The organism is Novosphingobium sp. NDB2Meth1 (assembly GCF_900117425.1).
Taxonomy (GTDB): Bacteria; Pseudomonadota; Alphaproteobacteria; order Sphingomonadales; family Sphingomonadaceae; genus Novosphingobium.
The window spans coordinates 39,920-63,788 of sequence record NZ_FPEH01000026.1 but is presented as its reverse complement, the minus strand read 5'-3'; the positions used below and the strand labels follow the sequence as shown (position 1 = coordinate 63,788).

Below are 23,869 nucleotides of genomic sequence, written 5' to 3'. Positions count from 1 at the left end.
CGCCGCAGCCCCCAAATCACGAAAGGCCAAATCACCCGCTTGACCCTGCCCCCGCACTGGGGGACACATATCCACCCGGGTCAATTCTCGATGGAAATCCCGGGTCACTTCTCAGTGGCAATCAACACCCAGATCGCATGCTGGCGTTAAAACCCTTTTCAACAGCAATCTGCACTACCCTTGCGCAATTTCGTGACTGTGCCTTGTTTGCCATCCCAATCGACTTCAAACGATACGTGATCCCCCGCCTTAAATCCTTGAAGAATTTCCGGATTGGCGGAGAATCCCATTTTCATTGCCGACCATTGTAGAGTCGGAATTTCCTTATGGTCGAGCGTGATTGTCCCTTTGGCGGGATCGACCGCAGTGATAGTTCCGGTGCTGGCGCCATGAACAATCGCAACTGGATCGACAGTGCTCTTGCTGCTCGCTGGCGCAGTTGTGGGATTCGGCGCTTCGGGTTGCTTGTTGCAAGCGGCAAGCGCGGCCAACAGTGCGAGACTGGAGGTGATGATCAAGCCTGACTTCATAGTGCTTCTCCTTCGGGTTGATTGCGAAATTGGGTGCGTCGGCGCATCAGTAGGTAGGCCGCAGGGATGATCAGCATCGACAGGAGGGGCGCCGTCAGCATGCCGCCGACCATCGGTGCGGCGATCCGGCTCATCACTTCCGAACCTGTTCCGCCACCTGCCAGGACGGGGAGCAGGCCGGCGAGGATCACTGCGACCGTCATGGCTTTGGGCCGGACGCGCATCACAGCGCCATCGCGGACCGCCCCCACTACGTCGTCATCGCTGTGCGCCTCCAGCGCGTGTTTGAGGTAAATCAGCATGACGACCCCGAACTCGGCCGCGACGCCCGCGAGCGCAATGAACCCCACAGCGGTCGCTACCGACTGGTTGTAGCCGAGCCAATAGAGCAACCACAGACCGCCGGTGAGGGCAAAGGGCAAAGTGCCCATGATCAGCAGCGCTTCATCCCAGCGCCGGAAAGTCAGGTACAAAAGCCCCAGAATGATCGCGAGCGTCACCGGGATTACCAGCTTCATCCGCTCCTTGGCGCGGATGAGAAACTCGTACTGACCAGTATAGGAAACGCTGACGCCGGGGGGCAGCTTGACCTGCACGGTAATGGCGCGCTGGATGTCGCCCACCATGGTCTGCATGTCGCTGCCCCGACCATCGACATAAATCCAGGTCACCGGTCTGCCGTTCTCGCTGCGAAGCATGGGCGGCCCGTCGCTGATATCGATCCGGGCTACACTGCCGAGAGTGATTTGCTGGCCGGCAGGAGTCAGCACCGGCAGGCTTGCCAGTTTGTCCGGACTGTCGCGGATTTCGCGGGGGTAGCGGACCTGGATCGGGTAGCGCGCCAGCCCTTCGACTGTCTGGCCGACCGTTTCGCCGCCAATCGCGCCCGACACCACCGACTGGACATTGGCCACATTGAGCCCGTAGCGGGCGGCGGCGGCGCGATCGACCGTGACGTCGATGTAGCGCCCTCCGGTCAGCCGCTCGGCCAGCGCCGAGGCGACACCCGGCACCGTCCGGACGACCTGCTCGATCTGCCTTGCAGTGCGATCGATCTCGGCGAGGTTCGAACCGGCGACCTTGATCCCGACCGGGCTCTTGATCCCGGTCGCCAGCATGTCGATGCGGTTGCGGATCGGCGGGATCCAGAAGTTGGCAAGGCCCGGCACCTTGACCCGCGCATCGAGCTCCTCGACCAACTTCTCGGGGGTCATGCCGGATCGCCATTGCTCTCGTGGCTTGAAGCGGATGGTCGTCTCGAACATCTCAAGCGGGGCAGGATCGGTTGCGCTCTCGGCGCGTCCGGATTTACCGAATACGCTCTGAACTTCAGGCACGGTCTTGATCAGCCGATCGGTCTGCTGAAGCAGGCGCCCGGCCTCGGCTGGCGAAATGCCCGGCAGCGCCGACGGCATGTAGAGCAGGTCGCCTTCGTTCATCTGCGGCAGGAACTCTCCGCCAATCCGCGACATCGGCCACAAGGTGGTCGCGAAGATCAGGGCTGCGATCACGAGCGTGCGCTTGGGGTGAACGAGCACCCAGTCGATCGCCGGACGGTAAATCCGCGTGAGCCAGCGACTGATCGGATTGGCCTCCTCGCTGGGTATGCGTCCCCGGATCAGGAGTCCCATCAGCACCGGAATGAGCGTGATCGAGAGCAGCGCCGCGGCCGCCATGGCATAGGTCTTGGTAAAGGCAAGCGGCGAAAACAGCCGTCCTTCCTGTCCCTGAAGCGTGAAGATCGGCAGGAACGAGAAGGTAATGATCAAGAGGCTGAGAAACAGCGCCGGGCCTACCTCGGCCGCAGCCTGCGTGACCAGGCGCCATCGCGTCGCCGTGTCCAGTTCGCTATCGGGATGCTCGTGCTGCCAGCGTTCGAGGTGCTTGTGCGCATTCTCGATCATCACGACCGCCCCATCTACCATCGCCCCGATGGCGATGGCGATGCCGCCGAGCGAGAGGATATTCGCGTTGAGGCCCTGCAACCGCATGACGATGAAGGCCATTAGGATGCCGAGCGGAAGCGTCAGGATCGCGACGAGCGCCGAGCGGGCGTGCCAGAGGAACAATGCGCAGACGAGCGCGACGATGACGAACTCTTCGAGGAGCTTGTGTCCGAGGTTCTCCACTGCCCGGTCGATCAACCCCGAGCGGTCGTAGGTCGGCACTATCTCGACGCCCGGCGGCAAGCTTCTTTTCAGTTCATCGAGCTTGGCCTTGACCCCGTCGATGACCGCGCGGGCGTTCTGGCCCTGGCGCATGACGATGACCCCGCCAGCCACTTCGCCGTCCCCGTTCAATTCAGCAATGCCGCGGCGCATTTCCGGGCCAATCTGGACCGTCGCGACATCGCCCAGCGTCACAGGAACGCCTCCATCGGCGCGCAGCGGAACCGCACGGAAATCGTCGAGCGTCTTGAGATAGCCGCTGGCACGAACCGTATATTCGGCGCCGGCCATTTCCACGCTGGACCCGCCAGTCTCCTGATTGGCGCGCTTGAGCGCCTCGGTGACCTGTTCGGTGGTAACCGCATAAGCCGCCAGCTTCTGCGGATCGACGATCACCTGGTACTGCTTGACCATGCCGCCGATGCTGGCGACCTCGGCCACCCCCGGCACAGTCTTCAACTCATAGCGCAGGAACCAATCCTGCAAGCTTCTGAGCTGGGCAAGGTCATGGCCGCCCGACCGGTCAACCAGCGCATATTCAAAGATCCAGCCCACCCCCGTGGCGTCGGGCCCCAGAGCGGGCTTGGCCCCCTCAGGCAGACGGCCTTGCACCTGGCTCAGATACTCAAGAACGCGGCTGCGCGCCCAATAAAGGTCGGTGCCGTCGTCAAACAGGACGTAGACAAAGCTGTCGCCGGTGAACGAATAGCCGCGCACGACGCGCGCACCGGGCACCGACAGCATGGTCGAGGCGATCGGGTAGGTAACCTGGTTTTCGCCGATCTGCGGCGCCTGACCGGGATAGCTGGTGCGAATGATGACCTGCACATCGGAGAGATCGGGCAAGGCATCGACCGGCGTCGTCCGGACCGCGTAAAAACCGAAAACACTCAGCACTGCTGCCACAACAAGCACCAGATTGCGCGAGCGGACAGAGGCACGGATGATCGCAGCGATCATCGCACATCTCCGATCGGCCGTGCCGGAATCCCGCTCAGGCTCGCTTCGGAATCAAGCAGGAACTGCCCCGAGGCCGCCACCTTCTCGCCTGGCGCAAGCCCGGCAAGGATTTCGGTCTTGCCGCCGTCCTCGCGGCCAAGCCGGACCTCCGCTGGCCGATAGCGTCCGTCGGCAAGGGCAAGAATGACGAGATTGCGCGCGCCGGTGCGGATGACCGCTTCGCTCGGCACCAGCAGTCCGGGGTGGCCTTCGTCGCCGAGCACCACGGTGGCGAACATGCCGGGGCGCAGCATGCCGCCGCGGTTGGCCAGCTCGATCCGCACCGTGATAGTCCGGCTATCTACCTGCGCTGTCGGCAGGATCGCAATCACGCGGCCCGCGAGGCTTTGACCGGGAAGCGCGGCCAGCGTCACGTTTGCGCGCTGCCCGACCCGGACAAGGCCCGCCTGCGCCTGCGGCACGGCGGCATTGACCCAGACCGTGCCGATCCCGTTGACCTGTGCAAGGGTCTGGCCTGCCACGAGCGTCACGCCCTGCCGTGCATCCAGCGTCTGGATGACCCCGCCGATTGGCGACGTGATGGTGAGGACACCGCTCGTTCTCCCGCTGCGCTCGACTTGCGCGATGAGCTGCTCGGGCATGCCCAGTAATCTCAGCCGCTGGCGTGCCGCCTCGGTAAGGTCGGGGCGGCCAAGGCGGCGGACCGCGAGATACTCGCCCTGCGCGCCGCCCCATTCGGGCAATTGCAGGTCCGCAATAGGCGCGCCCATACCGATCACGTCGCCCGGCGCCCTGCCATAGACACGGGTGATAAAACCGCCCGAGCGCGCCTGGATGATGGCGACATTGCGCTGGTTGAAGTCGATCGTGCCGGTGACCGTGACCGATGAAGGCAGTGTGCCAATCTCCGCCGTGACCACACGCAGGCCAAGGCTCTGCCGGACAGCCGGGTCGATGCTGACCCCCGGGGCCGTGGCGGTTGCAGCCCCTTCGTCGGCATATTTTGGGATGGTTTTCATCCCCATCGACGACAGTGAATTGGGGTTGTCGTAGTGCTCGGCGGGTACCATCGGATCGTACCAGTAAAGGATCTTGCGCTCCGATCCGGCGCCCGTCACGGTACCGGGACTGCTGCTATGACCGAGCCAATACCCGCCCGCGCCTGCCGCCAGGGCGATCGCCAAGATGCCTGCGCCCCAACGCGCGGTCTGCTTCGCGTGCCAGTTCATGGCCGCACCTCCATGTATGTGTAATTGATCCGGACCGCGTCGCGCGCGACATCAGCTTCGCGGGCGAGTACATCGACTTCAGCTTCGGCAAGAGCGAGGCTCGAGAGGAGCGCGCTGCCGAGATCGAGCTTGCCTGCGGCATAACTCGCCATATCCAGCTCGGCCCGCCGCTTGGCGAGCGGCACGAGTGTAGCCCTGGCGTTGTCGAGTTGCCGGCGATGCATGTCATAATCGGCAAGATCGGACGTGAGCCCCGCATTCAGATCGCGTTCGCCCGAAGTGCGGCTGAACCGTGCCCGGTCCGCCTCGGCTTCGCGGGCTGCTATCAGCGGATCTTGCCGTTTGCGCGAGAACAGCGGCAGATCGATACTGACGCCGACGGAAACCATGTCGCCATAGGCCGGATCGCGCCGGCCATAACTGGTGCTGACCCGCCAATCCGGCCGCTTTGCCGCGCGGGCAAGATCAGTCTCTGCCTCGGCGGCAGCGACATCGGCATCAAGAGCGGTCAGGCGCGGAGTTGCGCCAATACCGCCCCTCAGCCGTTCACGTTCGACCGTGAGCAAGGGCGGATCGCTGCTAACGTCAGCATCGGGATCGCCCGTCAGGCGCGCGAGCCGGGCTTGCGCCTTGGCCACCTCAGCCTCAAGCTGAGCTTGCCGGTCATTAACCGCCGCGCGCAACTGCTCGGGTTCATAGGCCTGGCTTGGCCGGGCTGAACCCGAGGCAAGCCGCGCCGTAACTGTAGCCTGTAAATCGCCAAGACTCGCATCAAGGCGCCGCAACTGGGCAAGGCGACGTTTGGCATAGTAAAGATCGATCCAGGCAAGCGCCGTTTCCAGGCGGACGTCTTGCGCCGTGACCGCTTGTCCAGCTTCCGCCGCGCCGATCGCAGCCCGCGCGCGGGTTTGCTCCGCGCGCCGCTTGGCCGGGTTGGGGAATGCTTGTTCGACCCCGATCCGTGCGGTGGTCATGCTTTCATCACGCGGACGAAAGGCTGGCGGGCCCGAAATCGGAAAATTATCGATGCCAACGGACAAGGTGGGATCAGGAAGCTGGCCGGCAGCAATCGCACGAGCGTGCGATGCGCGGACGCTGGCCTCACTGACTTTGAGCGCAGGTGCTGCGTTCGCCGCTCGTTCGAGCGCGGCTTCGAAAGTCAGTGGTTCCGCACCTGCCGCGCAAGGCAGCGCAGTGGCCAAGGCCGGTGCCAGGAATAATATACGCATGCAATTGTCTTCCGGTCTGCACGTGCGAGGCCGATTGCGAAGGACTGCCTTTGGCGAATCGGGCGCCGGTGAAGCGAGGGAACTTCACCGGCGCCACGTGCCCGGCCGTCGTGTCTTATCGCTATCGGCCAGGCAATTGCTCAACCTGCCTGCGGCGATCCGGTCCTGTCACAGTCATGCGGCAGCCGGCTCACCAGGTTTTTGGGGGGCGCCAGTCGGATATCCATTTCGCGTAAACCACGTTGAGGGGGGGCCCCAAGTGGATGCATCGCGGGCGCGGATTGACGTGGACCCTTCGGTCCGATGGGCAGAAGCTACGGGGTCGGCAAAGCCGACGTAGCCCGCTCAGCGATCAGCCGATGTGCGCCGGAGGCTCAGGCTCGGGCGGAACCGTACGTCCAAACAGTGCCGCAACAGGGGACACGACAGGTTGGAAAAGCGTCAGGGCCTGAACGTCATCAACAACCTTGCCGGGGAGTAAAGCCAAGGGCACGGTGCAACCCATTTTTGCGATGCATTCCGGGGTCATCCCTTGGCAGGGTTGGTCATCCGATGATGGCTGAACGGTAATCCCCATTGCTTTGGCGCAGTCGGGGTCCATTTGGGTCGTTTCGGATTGTACCGGTTTGAGGGTCATCTGCGCGAAAGCTGATTCCTGCCCCAGAAGGCCAAGGATTGCTCCAATAAGAAGCAGGAAGGCGAGCCGACGATCCACGTTATGTCCTGTCTGGCAGGAACAGCACAGCATGGGAAGCAAAAATTACCAATGACGGGGCATTCCTGCATGCTGCTATGTCCATGATTAAATCGTATCGCGCAACACGCTGCAGGAATAATCATCAATTCCAACAGTTCGCTCGCGCTTGGGATTGGCCGTTATGGCCGGGTAGTCTGCCGTTGCGCAGCACCCTGCAACACCACCTACTGGTTGTATGAACCAGGGACCACGGGCGAGGTGCTTGGCATCAACAACGGCCTGGTTTGCCGCCGCAGCAGCCCAGCGGATCACGGCAACACGGTTGGCGGCCTCTTTTCGTCCTGTGTCCCTGCAACAGGGTGGCCAAGCCGCAGTAGCTTTTAGTCTGTTGAGTTATGGTCTTTGGAAGCATGCCGCTTGTCGCATAAGGCGTTGGGCTTGCAATCTTAAGGCGTGGAAAGATCGTTTGTATAGATGCGGGCGGATTGTCGCGTGCCTCGGCAAGGCCGATGGAGCGCAGGTCGACCGTGTCGAGGTTCATCAAATTTTCTGCGGTCATTCTGCGCATTTTAAGGTTACGTATGTCGCTTCACCGAAGGGTGACCGCCACGCGCGGTCGGCTCGAATTGATAAGAGCCTCGACCGTGGATTGAGCGTGCCGGCAATTCGTTTGTCTGCCTGCCCCAAACATCTTCGATATCCCCTAATAAATAATCGTCTGCACTTCCGACGAAATTGATGGCTTATCTTAAAGAGGAGTATGCCCGACAGGGAAAGCTGGCTTCTGCGGAATTTACTTATAGGCCCCCACAGCACAGGGCTTACAGGCAGATTTCTGGGCAAGGGTCGCCTTTCCGACCACAATCCCGCGAACGGAATCTACTCAGAATACCATAGTCGGTTGCGATACGCTTCCCAACGAGGAGCGGCAGTGTTGAAATGCAGGAACGCACAGGTGAGCCGGTCAGTATGATCCAACGCGCAAAACTTAACTTCTATGATCGCGTTCTTCGACCCGATCCATCGCGGACCGTCGTTCGGCCATTCGATCCGCACTACCCACGAGACTTCGCCGGCGGCACGTCACGTGCCCAAGAGACCGTGGACCTGATCGTGGCGCTTGACGAGGCTGAGTTGGCGCGCCAGCTAAAAGGCGTCTCATTGTCTCTGGATGAAAACCACCGTGACGTGGATACGATGCTGCTTCGGCGGTTCGAGGAGGTCGCTGGCGGCATCGAGGGTGTGGGTCGTATCAACGCCAAGCAGCGGCGGTTGATCGGCGCCTACTTCAGCGAAGAATTTGCTTACGAGGCCGCGGCCTTGTTCAATCCAAGCGTGGTACTCCATCCCGACCAGTCGGGGCTCCCGGAGGGAACCATCCGTTTCGTGATGTCGCTGCGGGGAATTGGCGAGGGACATGTGTCTTCCGTGACCTTCCGGACCGGCACCTGGGCATCAGGCGGCGCACTTTTGATCGATGATCCCAGCCCGACATCGGTATCGCCACTTATCGATACGTGCGGGAAAGGAGAGGGCGTAGCAGCGCGCCTGTGCTGCGCCGGCAGTCGCACGATCTCGGAGACGGTGCTTTTTCCGGTCCTGCCGAGCCAGAGGCAGGGCATCGAGGATACGCGCCTTGTGCGCTTCTGCGAGGATGACGGCAGCATAATCTATCATGGAACATATACCGCTTTTAGCGGTGGCGAAGTGCGATCGGAATTGCTGAGCACCACCGATTTCCGATCGTTCGAAATGCGCGTTCTGATTGGCCAGGCCTCTAGCGGAAAGGGCATGGCCCTTTTCCCTCGCCGCATTGAGGGCAAATACGCCATGCTTGGACGTCAGGACGGCAAGAATATCTGGCTTCATTTCTCCGATTCATTGCTCAACTGGGAAGGGGGCACAAAGCTCATTACGCCAAAATACCCCTGGGAATTCGTCCAGATGGGCAATTGCGGATCGCCGATCGAAATCGACGAAGGATGGTTGGTGATGACCCACGGCGTCGGCACGGTGCGTAATTATTGCATTGGCGCATGCCTCCTCGACAAGAATGATCCGTCAAAGCTGTTGGCGCGAACACCGCGCCCGGTCCTGGCGCCCAGCCCGCACGAACGGGACGGATACGTACCCAATGTCGTCTATAGCTGCGGTGCGCTTGTTCAGGATCGGACCATGCTTCTGCCATATGCGATTGCTGACAGCTTCACTGCTTTCGCTACGGTCTCGATCGATAACCTCCTGAGCGTGATGGAGTAAGCTACTTCAGTTGATGAGAATTGATGACCGTTTGGATAGTGGATAGCCGTCCGGGAGAACTACTCCAATTCAGAACGGGTGGGTGGTGACGAGCATTCCGCAAGAGTTCATCATTTTGTCACAGCCCTTGAACCCGGCAGTGCCCACCGGCCATCCATCGTCCCAACCTTCAATCGTTCATGTCATGCAAGGCGCGGAACGCCTTGTAGAGGTTGCGCGGATCGAGTTGTCCCTTGAACACTGCGGGCGGGGTCCGGTCGATATCGAGCAGCGCATAGACAGCCGACATAGCAGACCGCACCGAGTATTCGACTGTGAAGACGACGTCATCGGGCTGTTCGCAGAACTGTCCCGTGATGGCGAAGTTGGCATAGCCCTTGGGGTGGACCTGCGGCCGGTCGCCCTTGGCGCGATTGAGGAACTGGCTGGTAATGAAGGGCATCATGCATGGCAGGCAGATCATGCCCTCGAGGCTGGTCTGCGCCTGGTCGATCTCTCCCAAGTGGCCGAGCAATTCTTGCATCAATTCGCGCCCGGTGCAGGCCGACATCGGCTTGGCGACGTAATTGCCGGGAGCATCGACGCTGAGGCCATAGCCCCAGAACACTTGCACGTTGTCGGGCTGGCCAATGAAGTGTGGCTGGTGCGGCAGCACGATTGACATCAGCCAATTGGAATCGACGAAGGTGATGAGGCCACCTTCGCCCGGAACGTTGCCAGTGAAATCGCGGATCCGGTCGAACAGCGCCGAGTCCTTCAGCGTGGTGGTGAAGGAGAGCCATTTCGATTCATCGACATAGTCGGTGAATTTGGCGGGCCGGCCCAATTCGGGGCGGCCGGCGGCGATCTTGTCCCACAGGGCCCAGGCCCCACCGACGCTTTTGTCGTTAAGCGCCGCAGGGCTATCCATCCCGCCGATCGCGGCGCCTTCGGTCATCGATCCCAACGTCGCGATCACCAGGTCGCTGGGCGCGACTTCGACTTGCTCGGTCGTGCCGCCACTTTCGCAGGTCAGGCTCTCGACAAAATTCGTGCCGTCGCGGTCGGCAAACGCGATGTCGGTCACCTTGCTGCCGAGGCGAAACACCACGCCGCGCTCGTTGAGCCATTTGCGCAGCGGCAGCACCAGCGAGTCATATTGATTGTAAAGCGTCCGCATGATGCCGTGCAGTTCGTTGAACCCGGCGACCATGTGGGTGAAGCGCACGAGGTAGCGTTTCAGCTCGATCGCGCTGTGCCATGGCTGGAAGGCGAAGGTTGTGCACCACATGAACCAGAAATTGGTCTTGAAGAACGCTTGGTCGAAATGGTCGGAAATCCGGCTGTCGCCGAGCAGCGTCTCGGGTTCGATCGCCAGCTTCTCGATCGTCAGGATGTGGCGCTCTGACAGGCCGAATTCGGGCGCATCGATCTTGTTAGCGCCGCGCACTAGACGTGACTTGGAACCGGTCTTGATGACCTCGTTCCATTCGAAGATTTCCTGCGTGACGGTCTGCTTCCCGTCGAGCGTCGGAATTGAGGAGAACAGGTCGTAGGTGCACAGATATTTGCTTTCCATCATCCGCCCGCCGCGGACCATGTAGCCCGTGTGCGGGTCGCCCGACCCGTCGAGACTGCCGCCGACCCGGTCGAGCTCCTCATAAACGGTGATGGTGTGCCCCGACAGTCCGCCGTCGCGGATCAGTAAGGTGGCTGCCGCCAGCGAAGCGATCCCGCCACCGACGAGGTGGGCGCGGGTGTGGCTGCGATCGGGCTTTGTCATGCGGACCTCTTTGGCTGGGGGAGTTCGGTTTGGGCGATGGGCTTGGTTGACCAACGTCATCGATATTTGTCGCGGGCAGCCTGTCGATGCCGTCGCGAGCGAACGCCCGACGCCAGTTCTACCACCTCGGCGGTAACCGCCTCCTGGCGTGTCATCCGCTCGAGCCCTTGCAGCGTCTCGAGCTTAGCGGCGATATTGGTGCTAGCGGATGCCATCGTCGAGACACGCGCTTCATTCTCGGCGGCGAAGCATTCGGTGGCGGCTTCGCAGATCTGCGCGAAGACATATTCCTCGGTCAGACAATCGAGCAATTTTGGCAGAGGTAGCTGGATCAGCGGTGGCGTGGAGGTGACACTGCTAAATCTGGCAAAATCGAGCGGCAACAGGCGGCGCTGCGTGACCTTTAAGCCCTTCCCGGGGGTCCAGACCGGGAATATCAAGTCGATCCGGCTCGCTCCGCTGGTGTCGAGATAGGTCGTGACCGCCTCGATCAGCACTGCGGCCACCTCGATGATGGCGGCAGCGCGCAACGGTGCCGCGAAGGTGGCGGCGAGGGGCAGCCCGCGTTCGCGCGCCAGCGACGCGGTGCGGTCGCCGACCAGGAAAACATGCGAATTTGCCAACGCGGAAGTGGCACTGTCGAGCACGCGATCGGCAAAGGTGCCCGCGAAGCCCTGCTCGGCGCCGAACACGATCACGCCTGGCGGCGCGGTCCGGTGCGACATCGGCGTGACGGGTGACGTGTCGTCGAGCAGCAGCGCCTGCTCGATCGCGCGCGCCGCGACATCGCCGTAAGCACGTGCCGCTGGCAGCAGCGCGCGACCCTGTTGCGCGCGGGCAGCGGCGATACCCCGCATCGCGTTGACCACCGCGCCGAGCTGCCTGACGGTCGCGATTTGGGCGCTGATATCGGCGAGCTGCTCGGTCATGGCGTGGTCTGTCCCACGCTATTGGTCAGTCGGCCCACTGCTGCGATCAGCGCTGCACGATCGGGCTCGCTCAGTGTGCCGCTTTTCTCGACCGATGCGACCGTCTCCGCCGCCTGCGCGTCAAGCCAGGCGGGCAAGCGCGCGCGTAGCTCAGCGACCGTCTCTACGGCGATTGCGTCGAAAGCTCCCTGTGTCAGTGCCAGCGCCAGCGCAGTCTGGTCGACGACGCGCAATGGCTGGAACTGGGGTTGGTTGAGCAAGGCGCGCAGCCTTTGCCCACGGTCAATTTGCGCCTTCACGCGCGCTTCGGGCTGCTCGCCGAAGCGCGTGAACATCTCCAGCTCGAGGAATTGCGCGTAATCCAGGCGCAGCTTGCCCGAAACGTCGCGCAGTGCGCGCGCCTGGGTTTTGCCACCTACGCGGCTGACGCTGATGCCGACATCGACCGCGGGCTTTTGCCCTTGCGCGAACAGCTTGGCGTCGAGCGCAATCTGCCCGTCGGTGATCGAGATGAGATTGGTTGGAATATAGGCGCTCAAATTTCCCGCATCGGTCTCGGCGATAGGCAGCGCGGTGAGCGAGCCGCCGCCCTTGGCGGGCGAAAGCTTGGCAGCGCGCTCCAGCAAGCGGCTGTGGAGATAGAAGACGTCGCCGGGATAGGCCTCGCGCCCCGGAGGCTGACCAGTGAGCAAGGCGATCTCGCGGTGCGTGGCCGCATGCTTGGTGAGATCATCGACAACGATCAGCACATGACCGCCGCGATCGCGGAAATATTCGCCCATGGTGAAGGCGGCGAACGGAGCGATCCATTGCAGCCCAGGCGCCTGTGCGGGGCTCGCCACCACGAAGATGCATCGCTCGGGCGCGCCGTGACGACGGACTTGTTCGATTGCCCGCGCGACACTCGACGATTTCTGCCCGATCGCGACGTAGATGCAGATGACGTCGCTGGAGCGCTGGTTGACGATCGCATCGACCGCGAGCGCGGTCTTGCCGGTCGCGCGGTCGCCGACGATCAATTCGCGCTGGCCGCTGCCGAGCGCGAACAGTGCGTCGATCACGAAGGTCCCCGTTTGCACCGGCTGGACAACCAGGTCGCGGTCGATGATTGCGGGCGCGGCGCGTTCGATCGGTTCGAAGCTTTCGGCGGCGATGGCCGCACCGCTATCGAGCGGCCGACCGAGCGGATCGACGACCCGGCCGAGGAGCCCTGGTCCGACCGGCGTGCGGACAACCGCGCTGGTGCCGGTCACCATGGCACCCGCTTTCACGCCGTCGGCATCGTCGAGCAGCACGCAGCCAAGAGTTTCGCCGTCGAGCGTCTGGACGAAGCCCGCCTGGCCACCGTCGAAGTGCAGCAGTTCGTCGAGCCGGGCGTTAGGCAGGCCGGAAATCATAGCGACGCCGTCACCGATCGAGTCGACGCGGCCTATCTGGCGCAGTTCGGGGGCGAGGACGGTCGCAGCGACGCTCTGGCGCGCGCGCTCCAGCCAGCTGTCAGGCGTCTCGGGCATCGGTTCCGTCTTTCGCGAGGTGGCCGAGCATATCGTCCAGATCGGCACGCCAGCTGTTGCGGAGGTGGACGTGCGCGCCGCGCAATTCGCAGCCGCCGATCAGACCCGGTTCCTCCTCGAAGGCGAGGTCGAGTGGCACGGGAAGGAGCTTCGCCAAGGCGTCGCGGCAGCGTGCGCGTTCACTGTCGTGGAGCGGGGTGGGCGTGACGAGGGTCAGCGCGCTGCCGTCAAAGCTTCTGGCGCGGTCCACTTCGAGCATGGCGGCGAGCTGGTCGGTCAACTTCTGGAACATTGCCTCGTGGATCACGGCCGGCGGCAAGTGCTGGACAAGCTTTGCGGCCAAGTCACCCGCAAGCGTTGCCGCTTGAGTCTCCAGCGCCTTGCGCATGGCGTCGCGTTCGGCGGCGATACCAGCCTTGGCCGCTTCGCCCATCTTTTCGGCATCGGTCTGGGCCGTTTCGAGCAATCGGACGCGGTCGGCGTCGGCGGCGGTGCGAACTTCGGCGCGAAGCCGCTCCGCATCGGCCGCAAGAGCGGTGTTGCTGGCTTTGAGGGCCGCCGCCTCGGTCTCCGCTTGCGCTTTTGCCGCAGCCGCACTGGCGAGCAGCGCGTCGGCTGCCGCCTGACGCGCTTCGATCGCCGCCACCACCGGCCGGTAGAGGAAGCGGCTGAGCAGCCAGATCAGGACCAGGACGTTGATCGCTTGGAGCGTCAGCGTCCACCAGTTGATATGCACCGTTCTGGGTCAGGCGAACGGGTTGGCGAAGAGCAGCAGCAATGCGACGACCAGGCAGTAGATCGCCATGGTCTCGATCATCGCCAGGCCCACAAACAGCGTGCGCGAAACGGTGGCCGCAGCCTCTGGCTGTCGTGCGATAGCGTCCATCGCAGCGGCGACGGCCTTTCCTTGCGCCAGCGCGGGGGCGATCGCGCCGAGCGAGATCGCGAGCGCAGCGCCCATGATGCTTATCAAATGGATCCAATTCATGTCATTGCCTTTTGCTGGATGGAAGTGGTTTCGCTGACCGCACCGCCGATGAAGACCATCGCCAGAGCGCCGAAAATATAGGCCTGTACCGCGCCGGTCAGCAGTTCGAGCGCCATGAGCGGGATCGGCACGAGCAACCCTGCCAGGCTGAGTACGATGCCGATCACGAATACCCCGCTCATCATGTTGCCGAACAGGCGAACGGTCAGCGACAGGCTGCGCGTGAACAGTTCGATCAGGTTGAGCGGCGCGAGCAGGATCGAAGGCTGGGCGAAGCTGCGGACATAGCCGTTAACGCCCAGCGCGCGGATCCCGAACCAGAGCGTCGCGCCGAACACGATCAGCGCGAGCGCGATATCGGTCTCCAGCGTCGCGGTCGGGGGCTCGACGCCGGGGATCAGCGACGACCAGTTGGCGACGAGCAGGTAAAGGAAGAACGTCCCGATCAGCGGAAGATACGGGGCCGGGGCGACTCCCATAGTCTCGCGGATCTGGACTGAAAACATATCGACGACGAGCTCGAGCGCGGCTTGCGCTCGCGACGGCTTGAGCGCGAGGCGACGCGTGATCAGCCATGATCCTACGCTCAAGAGCAGTATGATTCCCCAGGTGGTGACGACCGGCGTCGTAATCGGTACCGGACCGACCATGAGCAGGACTTGCGTGTCGAACGGCGAGCTGATCATGATGGCAGCCTTAGTCGAGGGAGGATCAGGTGCCGCGCGAGCAGGAACCCGCCTGCTGCTGCCACGAGCGCGGGCGCTCCTTGCGTTGCTGCCCAAACGAGCGTCCCGATCGTGACCGCCAGGCGTCCGAGCCGCCAGCCCAGTGCCGCGAAGGTGGAGCCGCCGACGACCACGAGGTTGACATCCTTGCGCAGGGACAGGAAATGGATCGCGCCTGCGGCCATGCCGAGGCACCCGAAAGCCGGAATGGCGACCGCCATCATCGCCTGTTGATCCAGCGCCATGCCGACCAACCGCCGAACACTGCGCCGATCATTATCAACGGCGCCGTCCAGAACACTCCGCTGGCGAAATGATGGTCGAGCCAACGCCCGGCGGCGAGGCAAATCAGGATCGGCACGGTGATCGTCCAGCCAAGCGCGCCGATCTGGCCGAGATTGCGCGCCAGCGACGGGGCGCCGTCGCGCGCCCATGCCTTGCGGCGATCGGCGCGCACGCGTACCGCCTTGGTCAGCCGGGTTTCGCGGTCGGGCAGGGGGTCGCTCACGGGCGTATGTCGCTGGTGGCCGCGCCGCCGCGCAGTGCCGCAACCATCTGCCGGATCGCCTGGGTGCGCAAACGCGCGGCGGCGGTGCGGTCGGTCCGGTCCGCGTCGATGCGCTCGCGATAGCGGGCTAGGACGTCGCGTTCGAGCGTGTCGAGATCGTCACCGATATGCGCCTCGCGCGTCGCGACCCGCACGTCGCGACCGCCGCTAACCGTCAGGATGCCCTGGCGGATCGCGCAGAAGCCTTGCCGTCCGTCCGCGTGCCGCCAAGAGACGACCGATATTTCCAGCGCGGTCAGAAAATCGCTATGGCCCTTCAGGATGCCGAAACTGCCGGTCGCATCTTCCGCGCGGACCGCATCGACATCGGGATGATCCGCGACGATCTGCGCGGGATCGGTGATCAACAGCCTCATTTGGGGGCTCCCGCCTGGCGCGCGCGCGCCTCCTCGAAATCGCCGATCATGTAGAAAGCACTCTCGGCCCAGTCGTCTGCCTCGCCGGCGAGGATCGCCGCGCAACCCTTTAGCGTCTCGGCGAGGGGCACCGAGCGCCCCGGCGTACCGGTGAACGCCTCGGTGACGACGAACGGCTGGGTCAGGAATCGCTGCAGCTTGCGCGCGCGATCGACGATGAGCCGGTCGTCGCGCCCGAGTTCCTCGACGCCGAGCAGCGAGATGATGTCCTGCAGCGCGCGGTATTGCGCGATCGTCTCGCGCACCTCTTCCGCGATACGGTAATGCTCGGCGCCCACCACCAGCGGGTCGAGCAAGATCGAGACCGAAGCGAGCGGGTCAACCGCGGGATACATGCCCTCCGCGGCCATCGAACGCGATAGTACGACGGTGCTGTCGAGATGGTCGGAAATGGCGGTGACGGCGGGATCGGTGAAATCGTCGGCGGGCACGTACACTGCCTCAATCGCGGTCACTGCCGCGCCAGCGACGGAGGCGATTCGCTCCTGCAGCGCGGCGACTTCGCTTGCCAGGGTCGGTTGATAGCCGACGCGGGACGGCAGTCGCCCGAGCAGCCCCGAAACTTCGCTGCCGGCCTGGACGAAGCGGAAGACGTTATCCATCAGCAGCAGCACGTTGCGGTGCTGCTCGTCGCGAAAATACTCAGCCACAGTTAGCGCAGTCAGCCCAACGCGCCAGCGCGCGCCGGGCGGCTCGTTCATCTGTCCAAAGACAAGCACGGTGCGGTCGAGCACGCCTGATCCGCGCATGTCGTTCAGAAGTTCGTGTCCCTCGCGCGATCGCTCGCCAATACCGGCAAACACGGATACGCCCTCATAGCGCGCGACCATGGCGTGGATCAGTTCCATTACCAGCACTGTCTTGCCGACACCGGCGCCTCCGAACATTGCCGCCTTGCCACCCTGCGCGAGCGGGGAAAGCAGGTCGATCACCTTGATCCCCGTCTCAAATTGCGACGTCGCGGAACTTTGAGCATGGAGTGGCGGCGGCGCGCGGTGAATCGGGCGCAACGTCACGTCGGCGGGCAATGGGTCTCCGCCGTCGCCAATCCTGCCGATGACGTCGATCAGTCGCCCAAGCACCGCAGCGCCAACCGGCACGGCTACAGGGCCGCCGGTTGCCTCGACCGCGACATGACGGGAAAGGCCCGAGGTGGCCTGCAGCGCTACGGCGCGCACCGTGCGATCGTCGATATGGCTCTGCACCTCCGCCATCAGCACGTCGGGCCTGTCCCAGTGAATGAGCAACGCCTCGTCGACCAGCGGGAGCTTCCCCTTCGGGAAGACCACGTCGATGACCGGGCCGCGCACGGCAATAACGTGTCCGGCATCGGATAGGCCTGTTTGGCCTGGATAGGTCTGCGGACGTGGATCAGTGGCGGGCATGATGACTGTCTGCCTGCCTGGATCGAGGGCGCTTCAATTGGCTGTCGCCAGCTGCGTCGTGGATCGAGCGCCCAATTCAACGTCCGGCATAAGCCAGCTACCAGCCGCGCCGGTATCGATTGGATCCTCGCTGGCTCCGCCGAGGTGGCATGTACATCGTGCGGTCGTCATTTCCGAAATACGTGGCAAGTCAGGCTGGGCAAACGGAGTGCGCCGCATCGCGGTCAACGCCGCGATATAAGCCAGCGTCGATTCCGCGCCCTGATTGGCGTTGCGCCGGTCGGGATGTAATCCATCGAAGCAGGCGCCGCGCTCGATATCCACCACTAGAACGCGAAGATCGTTTTGGCCAAGGAACCAGGCAAAGGCACGGCTCGCTTCACCTTGCCAGACGGCGTCTCCAGTGACACGCGCCGCGGTCAAACAGGCACTGACGGCCGCCCAGGCTTCCAGTGGCTGTTGATCGAAGGGTTGCGGATGCCGATGATCGGCACCGAAAGTTTCTGTTCCGATGGGCCGGAAATGACCGCGTTCGGCTGTTTGCAGTTTCATCAGCCAGCGTAGCGAATCAAGGCCTGCATCGAGATAGTGCTCCTTGCCGGTGTCATGGCCGCTGACAATCAGCGCCTCGCACAAACGGGCATTATCGTAGCCCAGCCTATCCTCGAACCAGATCCAATCAGGCCTGGCAGCGTCGGACCAGCGCTGGAAAAGCCGATTGGCTAGCTCGCCCCTGAGGCGCTCAAATCCGCGATGGCCTGGAAAGCGTTCCAGGAACGCAGATATGCCGAGCAAACCATAGGCCCAGGCGCGCGGCGATGTACACGCCATCAAGACGGGCGCGATCTCCAGCACCCGGGCTGCGGCCCAGCCATCCAGCGAACGGGCGTCTTTGTGCCGAGCAACGGTGCCTAGCGCCCAAATCGTGCGGCCCAGAGCGTCATCCGCACCATCGCTCTCCAACCACGTCCGATCGAAATTCATGAAGTTATGGACCCGGTTGGTCTGTGGTGACCAGGCGCTCTCGACAAAGGCTGCGTATGTGAGGTGCAACTGTTCCTCTTGCGCCGTCAAAGGGCGCAATGCCGCGAGTTCGGTGAAGACGAGCAGCGCGCGCGCATTATCGTCTAGGCAATAGCCATGTCTTCGATCGGGCACCGCAAATTTGGTGTGCTGCATCAGACCGACCGAATCGGTGAGAGCAGCGAGATGGGCCGTCGAGACATGTGGCAATGGGGTGTTGCCTGGTTGGATCGGTGGAAAGCCGATGATGGTTGCGCCTGCCGAACGCCGCTCCAATCGGACGGTTGAAAATACTTCGAGATACTGTTCCGCCACTCTCGGCCAGATCATTGCCCGACCACGAGCATAGGCGTTCGTCCGAATTTCGCTTCGCAATGTATCGTCGTCGATCAATCTGCGAATGGCCGTTGCGAACCCGTCTGCCTGCTCGAACGGGACGAGCAAGCCGCAATTGTCTGCCAGCAGCTCCTGCGCGTACCAGAACGGCGTTGAGACAACGGCTTTGCCGAGCGCAATCGCATAGGCCAGCGTCCCGGAAACGATCTGTGCCTCGTTGGGGTAGGGTGACAGATAGATGTCACATGCGGCCAAATAATCCAGCAACGCGTCAAGCGAGAGGTATCTGTCCACGAACTGGACATGTTCGCTAACGCCCAACTCGCTGGCGAGTGCTGTTAGGCTCTCTCGGTAGAGCTCGCCCTCGTCCCGCACCAGATTGGGATGGGTCGCGCCGACGATCATGTAGAGGAGTTTGGGGTTTTCCTGAACGAGGGCGGGCAGCGCGCGAATAGCTGTCTCGATACCCTTGCCCGGCCCAAGCAGTCCGAAGGTCATCAGCAAGGTCCGCTCTGCCAAGCCTAGATCGTGCTTCGCCATAGCTGGATCCAGAAAGGGACGATCCGGTACGCCGTGGGGTATCACGGCGATTTGATCGGCCGAGACGCCATAGACATCCTGCAGGATCTGGCGCCCCTTATCAGCCATCACGATCAGGCGGGCAGAGCTTGCAATGAGTTCGTCCATAACACGGCGCTGAGACGGATTGGGTGTGGCAAGGACCGTGTGCAACGTCGTGACCAGTGGCGCTTTCAGGCCGCGCACCAGGCCGAGGACATGCTCACCCGCCTCACCGCCGAAAATCCCGAATTCATGTTGCAGCGAGACTATCTCGATATCTGCAACATTCAGAAAGTCCGCCGCCACTTCATAGGAGGCGGGGTCTGCGTGTTGAATCTCCAGCGGGACCCGATCGGGATAGGCGTATGCATTCTTGTCGTCGGTCATGGCAATTGTCATCGCGGCCACGTTCGGATCGGCAGTGCTCAGCGCCTGCTGGAGATCATTCGTGAAAGTTGCGATACCGCAATGTCGCGGCACGCATGTCCCGATAAGAGCGATGCGGCTGGGCCGGGGAGTGAGGACGGGACCGTTCATGTTCAACCTCTAACCAAATGGATCTCTTTCGAGTCGGCAACACGAACGCGGCGGCGCGTATTGCCATTGCGCAATGCGTCCAGGCTTGCCTGTCGAAGTTCGATGAGGCATTTGCATGGCGAATATCGCGGTTGCCGCACTATACGTATTGTCCGTGGAACGCGCTGCCCTTGTAGGAAGGCGGCCACATTGCGGGTCAGGGCATCGTTGGCTTCCTGTGAAGCTTGCCAGCACTGACCGTCGTCAGAACATTCGGCGCAACTCGCGGTTTAGATTGGCGGGATGCGGGCGTCTCGTGGCCGGCTCTCTTGGTAACGCTGGTGCTTGTAATGCTCGCCGGTCTCGTCGATCTGGGCATCGAGGTCGCCGGACAAGAAGTTGTTCTTCAGGGTGTGGTGCCAGCGCTCGATCCTGGGTTTGCTGGTGCACCGGCTCCGCGCACTAAGATCCCGCCCTTCGATCATGCCGAAAACAACGAACATGTCGCTGATCGTCGTTTTCTGATGTTCATGGATGAGGATGCAGCCCGAATGCCCCAAATCGGCACCAATCATCCTTGCCAAGTCCGATTGAGCTGTCGTGCCGAGGCCCACATAGAGCGTGTCGAAGCGCAAGGATCGGCCATCGGCCAGCTTTACATTGAGATCCTGATCGGTGAGCTACAAACCGTGAATAGGGGAGGGCTGCCTCGAAAGCTTGCCGGCCTCAATTTTGACACCGACTGGAGCGGAACGGCGACCGGGTCGCTGCATCCTTTAAAGTCGAACATTCGACATCCATTTATTCGGGCATTGTCTGGATATTCGATCTTGCCCTGAGCAGCACCGAACTTCATGCCACCGACGGATTGTTCCTTGTATCTCGCGACGCTTGCGAAAGCGAAGTGCGCGCGTAAAAAGCAAGGCTGGCGTCCAGCCGGATCGCGGACCTAGAGATCGCCTATCTACCTTGTGGCGAGATCGAACGACACAGAGAGGCGATTTCCCGGTTTGGCCCGGCCCTTAAAGTAATCAAGGCCATATCGTGCGCACTTCCGTGAAGACGAATTACATTCCCGAGGATGGCGGGGGCAAAAGCCCCAACCATGCAACGAGGACTAGAATGGCAAGTGCACATCCGGTTTCGATGACGAAACTGCGCCGGAGCGCCTTTATCGCCGAGGATGTGTTGCCCGTCTCAATGGTCGCAGCCAGGTATGGCGTCAGGAAGAAGCGATTGGCGGCGGCCAGCATCAGCATGACGCCGAACAGTATCAGCTTCGCAACCAGCAAAAGGCCGCAAAGACTGGTAAAAAGGGAACCGAGCCTAGACGGTCCGATCAGTATCCAACTGTTGATGACCCCCGACAGGATAAGCAGTCCCACGAGTGCCGCTTCGACCTTAGAAAAGCCATCCAACGCCCGGTGATAGAGATGAATATGATCTATCGTCATGCGGGCGGTAGGTCGGAAAATGAGAAAACAAAGGGCGAATAATGCTCCTACCCATATGCCCGCGGCCCAGAGATGGGTGGTGTCGGCCCCAAGATGGACCCATCCTTGCAAGCCTTCACCGGTCGCTCCATGGCCGGTCCAGGCCAAGGTTGCCAGAGCGACAGCGGCGGTGACCGCCAGCGACCACAGGGCGAAAGCGGGGCGGCGCCATCCGACGACGGAAAAATACAGCACAAGCAAGAGTGCCGCGACCCGCACTTGCCAGACCGTGCCAATCGTGGTGCTCGATATCAAATGATTGACAGTTGCGCGGTCTACCTGATTGATCGGCAGGCCACCCATCGAGGCCGCCAAAACCATCATGTCCAGCATCGACAAGCCAACGCCGACGAGCGCCATCGTCGCCAATACCGAACGGAAGCGCAGGACCGAGCCCGATGCTCTCTCTGCCCCGCGTAACGTGTAGAGGCCAAACATAGGCAGCCCGAAGAGAGGCATCAGATCAAGATAAAGACCCAATCTGACGGCGATTGCCACCATGTCCGACATGGTCTCACTTGACCTTAAACGTGTAGCTGCCTTGGATCCGATGGGTATCGGTCGAGATAACATGATAATCGAGCATGTAGGTTCCGGTTGCCAGCGGGTTGGCGAGCGGGGCGCCGAGCGTCTTGCCGTTAGGTGCCACGGTCGCCTTGACGCCATTCACCTTCATGGGGCCCATCTTCATGCTAGGCATCTCAGTCATCGTCAGGTCGATTCCGGAGAACTGCGCGACGAGCGCTTCGGAAAAGATCAGCTGTATCTTGGTCGGCGCTGTAACGACAGTGTCTGCTGCTGGTGTGGCACTGCTGAGCTTGGAATGGGCCTGGACGGGCGTAGCAGCGAAGACAGAAACCGCCATGGCGACGGCCAACAATGTTTTACGATACATTGATTTCTCCATAGGCGTCGACACAGTTAATACGCACCGCACGGCACAACCCCTCATCGACGTTGCGATATTTTTAAGCGTCCCACGACGTTCAACTCGCGCATAAGATAAAGATTTCTGATGAGGGGTAAGGGCGACCCGCGCGTATTATAAATTGGACGGGTGCGAAAACACTGACTGACCAAAAGCTTTTCAGCTGAGGAGGACGCGATGCAAGATTCTAAAACGGCATGGCTTCGAAGGCATTTGCCAAGCGTAGGCTTCATTGCGGTGACGGCACTGGTCGGTGGCGCGCTTGCTGGCGCGGTCATGTATGTTGGCGTCTATGACATCGGCGCTGATGCGCCTCACACCAAGCCGGTTTATTGGCTCATAGAGCAGCTTCGTGATCGTTCGATCGCCGTCCGGTCTCGCAATGTGAGTGTGCCTGCCAACCTGATGGATTTAAAACGGTTGCAGAGCGGCGCGGGGCTTTACACTGAGATGTGCAGTGGCTGCCATCTCGGGCCGGGACTGGAGAAGTCGGAGATCAGCCAGGGACTCTACCCCAGGGCCCCGGAGCTTTTTCGGGAGCAGCAGAGATCGCCAAAGGCGCAATTCTGGATCATCAAGCATGGGGTCAAGATGACCGCGATGCCGGCATGGGGCAAAACGCATAGCGACGAGTTGATCTGGGATATGGTGGCTTTCGTGCGGCAACTCCCCAAGATGACGCCCGCGCAATATCAGGCAGCAATTGCCAGTGCGCCCGAAGACCATGACGCGATGATGAAGGATATGCCTGGCATGACGAAGGCGATGCCCTAGTGATGTCGCCTTTGCCCGATCCGTGGCCGATCCGGGTCGCTGGAGAAGATCATCTGGGACGATGGTGTGGGGATGTCGATGTATGCTAAGCGGCTCGTGAAGGGACGCTTCATCTGGCCGTCCGCGAAGGACGGGGCCGTCTCTCTGACGAGCTCTCAACTGGCTTGCCTGTTGAACGGGATCTACTGCCGCTACCCGCAGTATTCCTGGCGTCCGCAGAGCGCAGGATAGCCGTAGCGTCAGGCAGTTTTGGCTTGATCCGAGGGCTTGGTGATAATTCACTTCGCCCATGGCAGGCGCCGTTTCACCCTTTCCGGATGATACCGATGCGCTCAAGGCGCTGCTGACGCAGGCGCTTCAGAAGGCCGATGATGCCGAGCAACGCGTCGCCGCCGTCGAGGCTGAGTTGGCCAACGCACGGGCTCTGGCCAGCGCCACCGAAGCGATGATCGCGCATCTCAAGCTACAGAACGCCAAGCTACGCGGTGAGCAGCACGGCCCCAGTTTCCTCGCCGTGTTGGTGTTCGACACGTACGGCCAGTATCATCCGCTCCACCGCCAGGCCGAGCGTTTTGCCTGCGAAGGTGCCCTGCTCAGTGTGTTGACGCTGGCCGATCAGATCGGGACTGCGTGCCACGCGCTTATGCGGATCTACCGGATGATCGAGGCACACGTCCTTGTGCCGAGCGCGTTCATGGCGATGACACCACCGTGCTGGTCATGGCCAAAGGCAAGACCGATATCGGCCGTTCGGCGGTTCCGATCCACCGGCAGTCGTCTTCCACTACTCGCGTGACCGGCGCGGCGAATATCCCCGAGCTCATTTCGCATCCAGGTCAGGGATACTGCAGGCCGATGATATGCTGTCTTCGTAGAGCT

General features: G+C 62.0%; 23 protein-coding genes and 1 pseudogene. 6 read left to right on the top strand and 18 right to left on the bottom strand.

Annotation, left to right across the window (positions count from 1 at the left end):
• Positions 1–158: 158 nt before the first annotated feature.
• The 5 genes from NDB2M1_RS17670 to NDB2M1_RS22220 form a co-directional block, all read right to left on the bottom strand.
• Positions 159–530 (bottom strand): copper-binding protein, encoded by a 372-nt coding sequence (locus NDB2M1_RS17670; protein ID WP_072384152.1) that lies wholly within the window; start codon positions 528–530, stop codon positions 159–161.
• A complete protein-coding gene (locus tag NDB2M1_RS17665; RefSeq protein WP_072384151.1) occupies positions 527–3,658 on the bottom strand; it encodes an efflux RND transporter permease subunit in 3,132 nt (1,043 codons plus the stop codon). The genes NDB2M1_RS17670 and NDB2M1_RS17665 overlap by 4 nt, the downstream gene beginning before the upstream one ends.
• On the bottom strand, positions 3,655–4,887 hold the full coding sequence (locus NDB2M1_RS17660; protein ID WP_072384150.1) for an efflux RND transporter periplasmic adaptor subunit: 1,233 nt from the start codon (positions 4,885–4,887) through the stop codon (positions 3,655–3,657). The genes NDB2M1_RS17665 and NDB2M1_RS17660 overlap by 4 nt, the downstream gene beginning before the upstream one ends.
• Entirely contained in the window at positions 4,884–6,116 is a 1,233-nt protein-coding gene (locus NDB2M1_RS17655) for a TolC family protein (RefSeq protein ID WP_072384149.1), read from the bottom strand. Before NDB2M1_RS17655 ends, NDB2M1_RS17660 begins: the two co-directional genes overlap by 4 nt.
• A gap of 352 nt (positions 6,117–6,468) precedes the next feature.
• Entirely contained in the window at positions 6,469–6,831 is a 363-nt protein-coding gene (locus NDB2M1_RS22220) for a hypothetical protein (protein WP_072384148.1), read from the bottom strand.
• A 951-nt stretch (positions 6,832–7,782) separates the two neighbouring features.
• Between NDB2M1_RS22220 and NDB2M1_RS17645 the strand changes: the two genes are divergently transcribed.
• Positions 7,783–9,072 carry a glycoside hydrolase family 130 protein gene (locus tag NDB2M1_RS17645; protein ID WP_072384163.1) on the top strand — a complete coding sequence of 430 codons (1,290 nt, stop codon included), beginning with the start codon at positions 7,783–7,785 and terminating at the stop codon, positions 9,070–9,072.
• 169 nt (positions 9,073–9,241) lie between these two features.
• Here the strand turns inward: NDB2M1_RS17645 and NDB2M1_RS17640 are convergent, their stop codons facing one another.
• Genes NDB2M1_RS17640 through NDB2M1_RS17590 form a run of 11 tightly spaced genes read right to left on the bottom strand, consistent with a single transcriptional unit; the run spans position 9,242 to position 19,816 of the window.
• Entirely contained in the window at positions 9,242–10,834 is a 1,593-nt protein-coding gene (locus tag NDB2M1_RS17640; protein ID WP_072384147.1) for an oleate hydratase, read from the bottom strand.
• Between the two features lie 56 nt (positions 10,835–10,890).
• A complete protein-coding gene (locus NDB2M1_RS17635; RefSeq protein ID WP_072384146.1) occupies positions 10,891–11,763 on the bottom strand; it encodes a F0F1 ATP synthase subunit gamma in 873 nt (290 codons plus the stop codon).
• Entirely contained in the window at positions 11,760–13,277 is a 1,518-nt protein-coding gene (locus NDB2M1_RS17630; protein WP_072384145.1) for a F0F1 ATP synthase subunit alpha, read from the bottom strand. Before NDB2M1_RS17630 ends, NDB2M1_RS17635 begins: the two co-directional genes overlap by 4 nt.
• Complete coding sequence (locus NDB2M1_RS17625; RefSeq protein WP_072384144.1) at positions 13,261–14,013, bottom strand: F0F1 ATP synthase subunit B family protein; 753 nt, start codon at positions 14,011–14,013, stop codon at positions 13,261–13,263. Before NDB2M1_RS17625 ends, NDB2M1_RS17630 begins: the two co-directional genes overlap by 17 nt.
• A 9-nt stretch (positions 14,014–14,022) precedes the next feature.
• A complete protein-coding gene (locus NDB2M1_RS17620; protein ID WP_072384143.1) occupies positions 14,023–14,265 on the bottom strand; it encodes a F0F1 ATP synthase subunit C in 243 nt (80 codons plus the stop codon).
• Positions 14,262–14,951 (bottom strand): F0F1 ATP synthase subunit A, encoded by a 690-nt coding sequence (locus tag NDB2M1_RS17615; protein ID WP_072384142.1) that lies wholly within the window; start codon positions 14,949–14,951, stop codon positions 14,262–14,264. The genes NDB2M1_RS17620 and NDB2M1_RS17615 overlap by 4 nt, the downstream gene beginning before the upstream one ends.
• The gene (locus tag NDB2M1_RS17610; protein WP_083554959.1) at positions 14,948–15,235 is read right to left on the bottom strand and encodes an N-ATPase subunit AtpR; all 288 of its coding nucleotides are present in this window, start codon (positions 15,233–15,235) and stop codon (positions 14,948–14,950) included. The genes NDB2M1_RS17615 and NDB2M1_RS17610 overlap by 4 nt, the downstream gene beginning before the upstream one ends.
• Positions 15,211–15,498: an AtpZ/AtpI family protein gene (locus tag NDB2M1_RS17605; RefSeq protein ID WP_083554958.1), complete on the bottom strand. Its 288-nt coding sequence runs from the start codon at positions 15,496–15,498 to the stop codon at positions 15,211–15,213. The genes NDB2M1_RS17610 and NDB2M1_RS17605 overlap by 25 nt, the downstream gene beginning before the upstream one ends.
• A complete protein-coding gene (locus tag NDB2M1_RS17600) occupies positions 15,495–15,914 on the bottom strand; it encodes a F0F1 ATP synthase subunit epsilon (protein WP_072384140.1) in 420 nt (139 codons plus the stop codon). Before NDB2M1_RS17600 ends, NDB2M1_RS17605 begins: the two co-directional genes overlap by 4 nt.
• Positions 15,911–17,359, bottom strand: a complete 1,449-nt coding sequence (gene atpD / locus NDB2M1_RS17595) for a F0F1 ATP synthase subunit beta (protein ID WP_072384139.1) — start codon at positions 17,357–17,359, stop codon at positions 15,911–15,913. Before atpD ends, NDB2M1_RS17600 begins: the two co-directional genes overlap by 4 nt.
• A gap of 33 nt (positions 17,360–17,392) precedes the next feature.
• Complete coding sequence (locus tag NDB2M1_RS17590) at positions 17,393–19,816, bottom strand: glycosyltransferase family 4 protein (protein WP_072384138.1); 2,424 nt, start codon at positions 19,814–19,816, stop codon at positions 17,393–17,395.
• 224 nt (positions 19,817–20,040) lie between these two features.
• Here NDB2M1_RS17590 and NDB2M1_RS22710 point away from each other — a divergent pair, with 224 nt between their 5' ends.
• Positions 20,041–20,634 carry a hypothetical protein gene (locus NDB2M1_RS22710; protein ID WP_171955440.1) on the top strand — a complete coding sequence of 198 codons (594 nt, stop codon included), beginning with the start codon at positions 20,041–20,043 and terminating at the stop codon, positions 20,632–20,634.
• A gap of 228 nt (positions 20,635–20,862) precedes the next feature.
• On the opposite strand, the gene copD is transcribed toward NDB2M1_RS22710, so the two are convergent.
• Positions 20,863–21,798, bottom strand: coding sequence for a copper homeostasis membrane protein CopD (copD, locus tag NDB2M1_RS17580; RefSeq protein WP_072384136.1), 936 nt, complete (start codon positions 21,796–21,798; stop codon positions 20,863–20,865).
• A 4-nt stretch (positions 21,799–21,802) separates the two neighbouring features.
• Positions 21,803–22,183, bottom strand: a complete 381-nt coding sequence (copC, locus tag NDB2M1_RS17575; protein WP_072384161.1) for a copper homeostasis periplasmic binding protein CopC — start codon at positions 22,181–22,183, stop codon at positions 21,803–21,805.
• Between the two features lie 210 nt (positions 22,184–22,393).
• Here copC and NDB2M1_RS17570 point away from each other — a divergent pair, with 210 nt between their 5' ends.
• From NDB2M1_RS17570 to NDB2M1_RS23445, 4 genes and pseudogenes are all read left to right on the top strand, one after another.
• A complete protein-coding gene (locus tag NDB2M1_RS17570; protein ID WP_072384135.1) occupies positions 22,394–22,990 on the top strand; it encodes a c-type cytochrome in 597 nt (198 codons plus the stop codon).
• An 18-nt stretch (positions 22,991–23,008) separates the two neighbouring features.
• Entirely contained in the window at positions 23,009–23,221 is a 213-nt protein-coding gene (gene tnpB / locus NDB2M1_RS23450; RefSeq protein WP_083554957.1) for an IS66 family insertion sequence element accessory protein TnpB, read from the top strand.
• 58 nt (positions 23,222–23,279) lie between these two features.
• Positions 23,280–23,786, top strand: coding sequence for an IS66 family transposase (locus NDB2M1_RS23365; protein WP_072384134.1), 507 nt, complete (start codon positions 23,280–23,282; stop codon positions 23,784–23,786).
• Positions 23,787–23,790: 4 nt separating this feature from the next.
• A pseudogene (locus NDB2M1_RS23445) lies at positions 23,791–23,865 on the top strand (hypothetical protein); the annotation flags it as partial.
• Between the last annotated feature and the right edge of the window lie 4 nt (positions 23,866–23,869).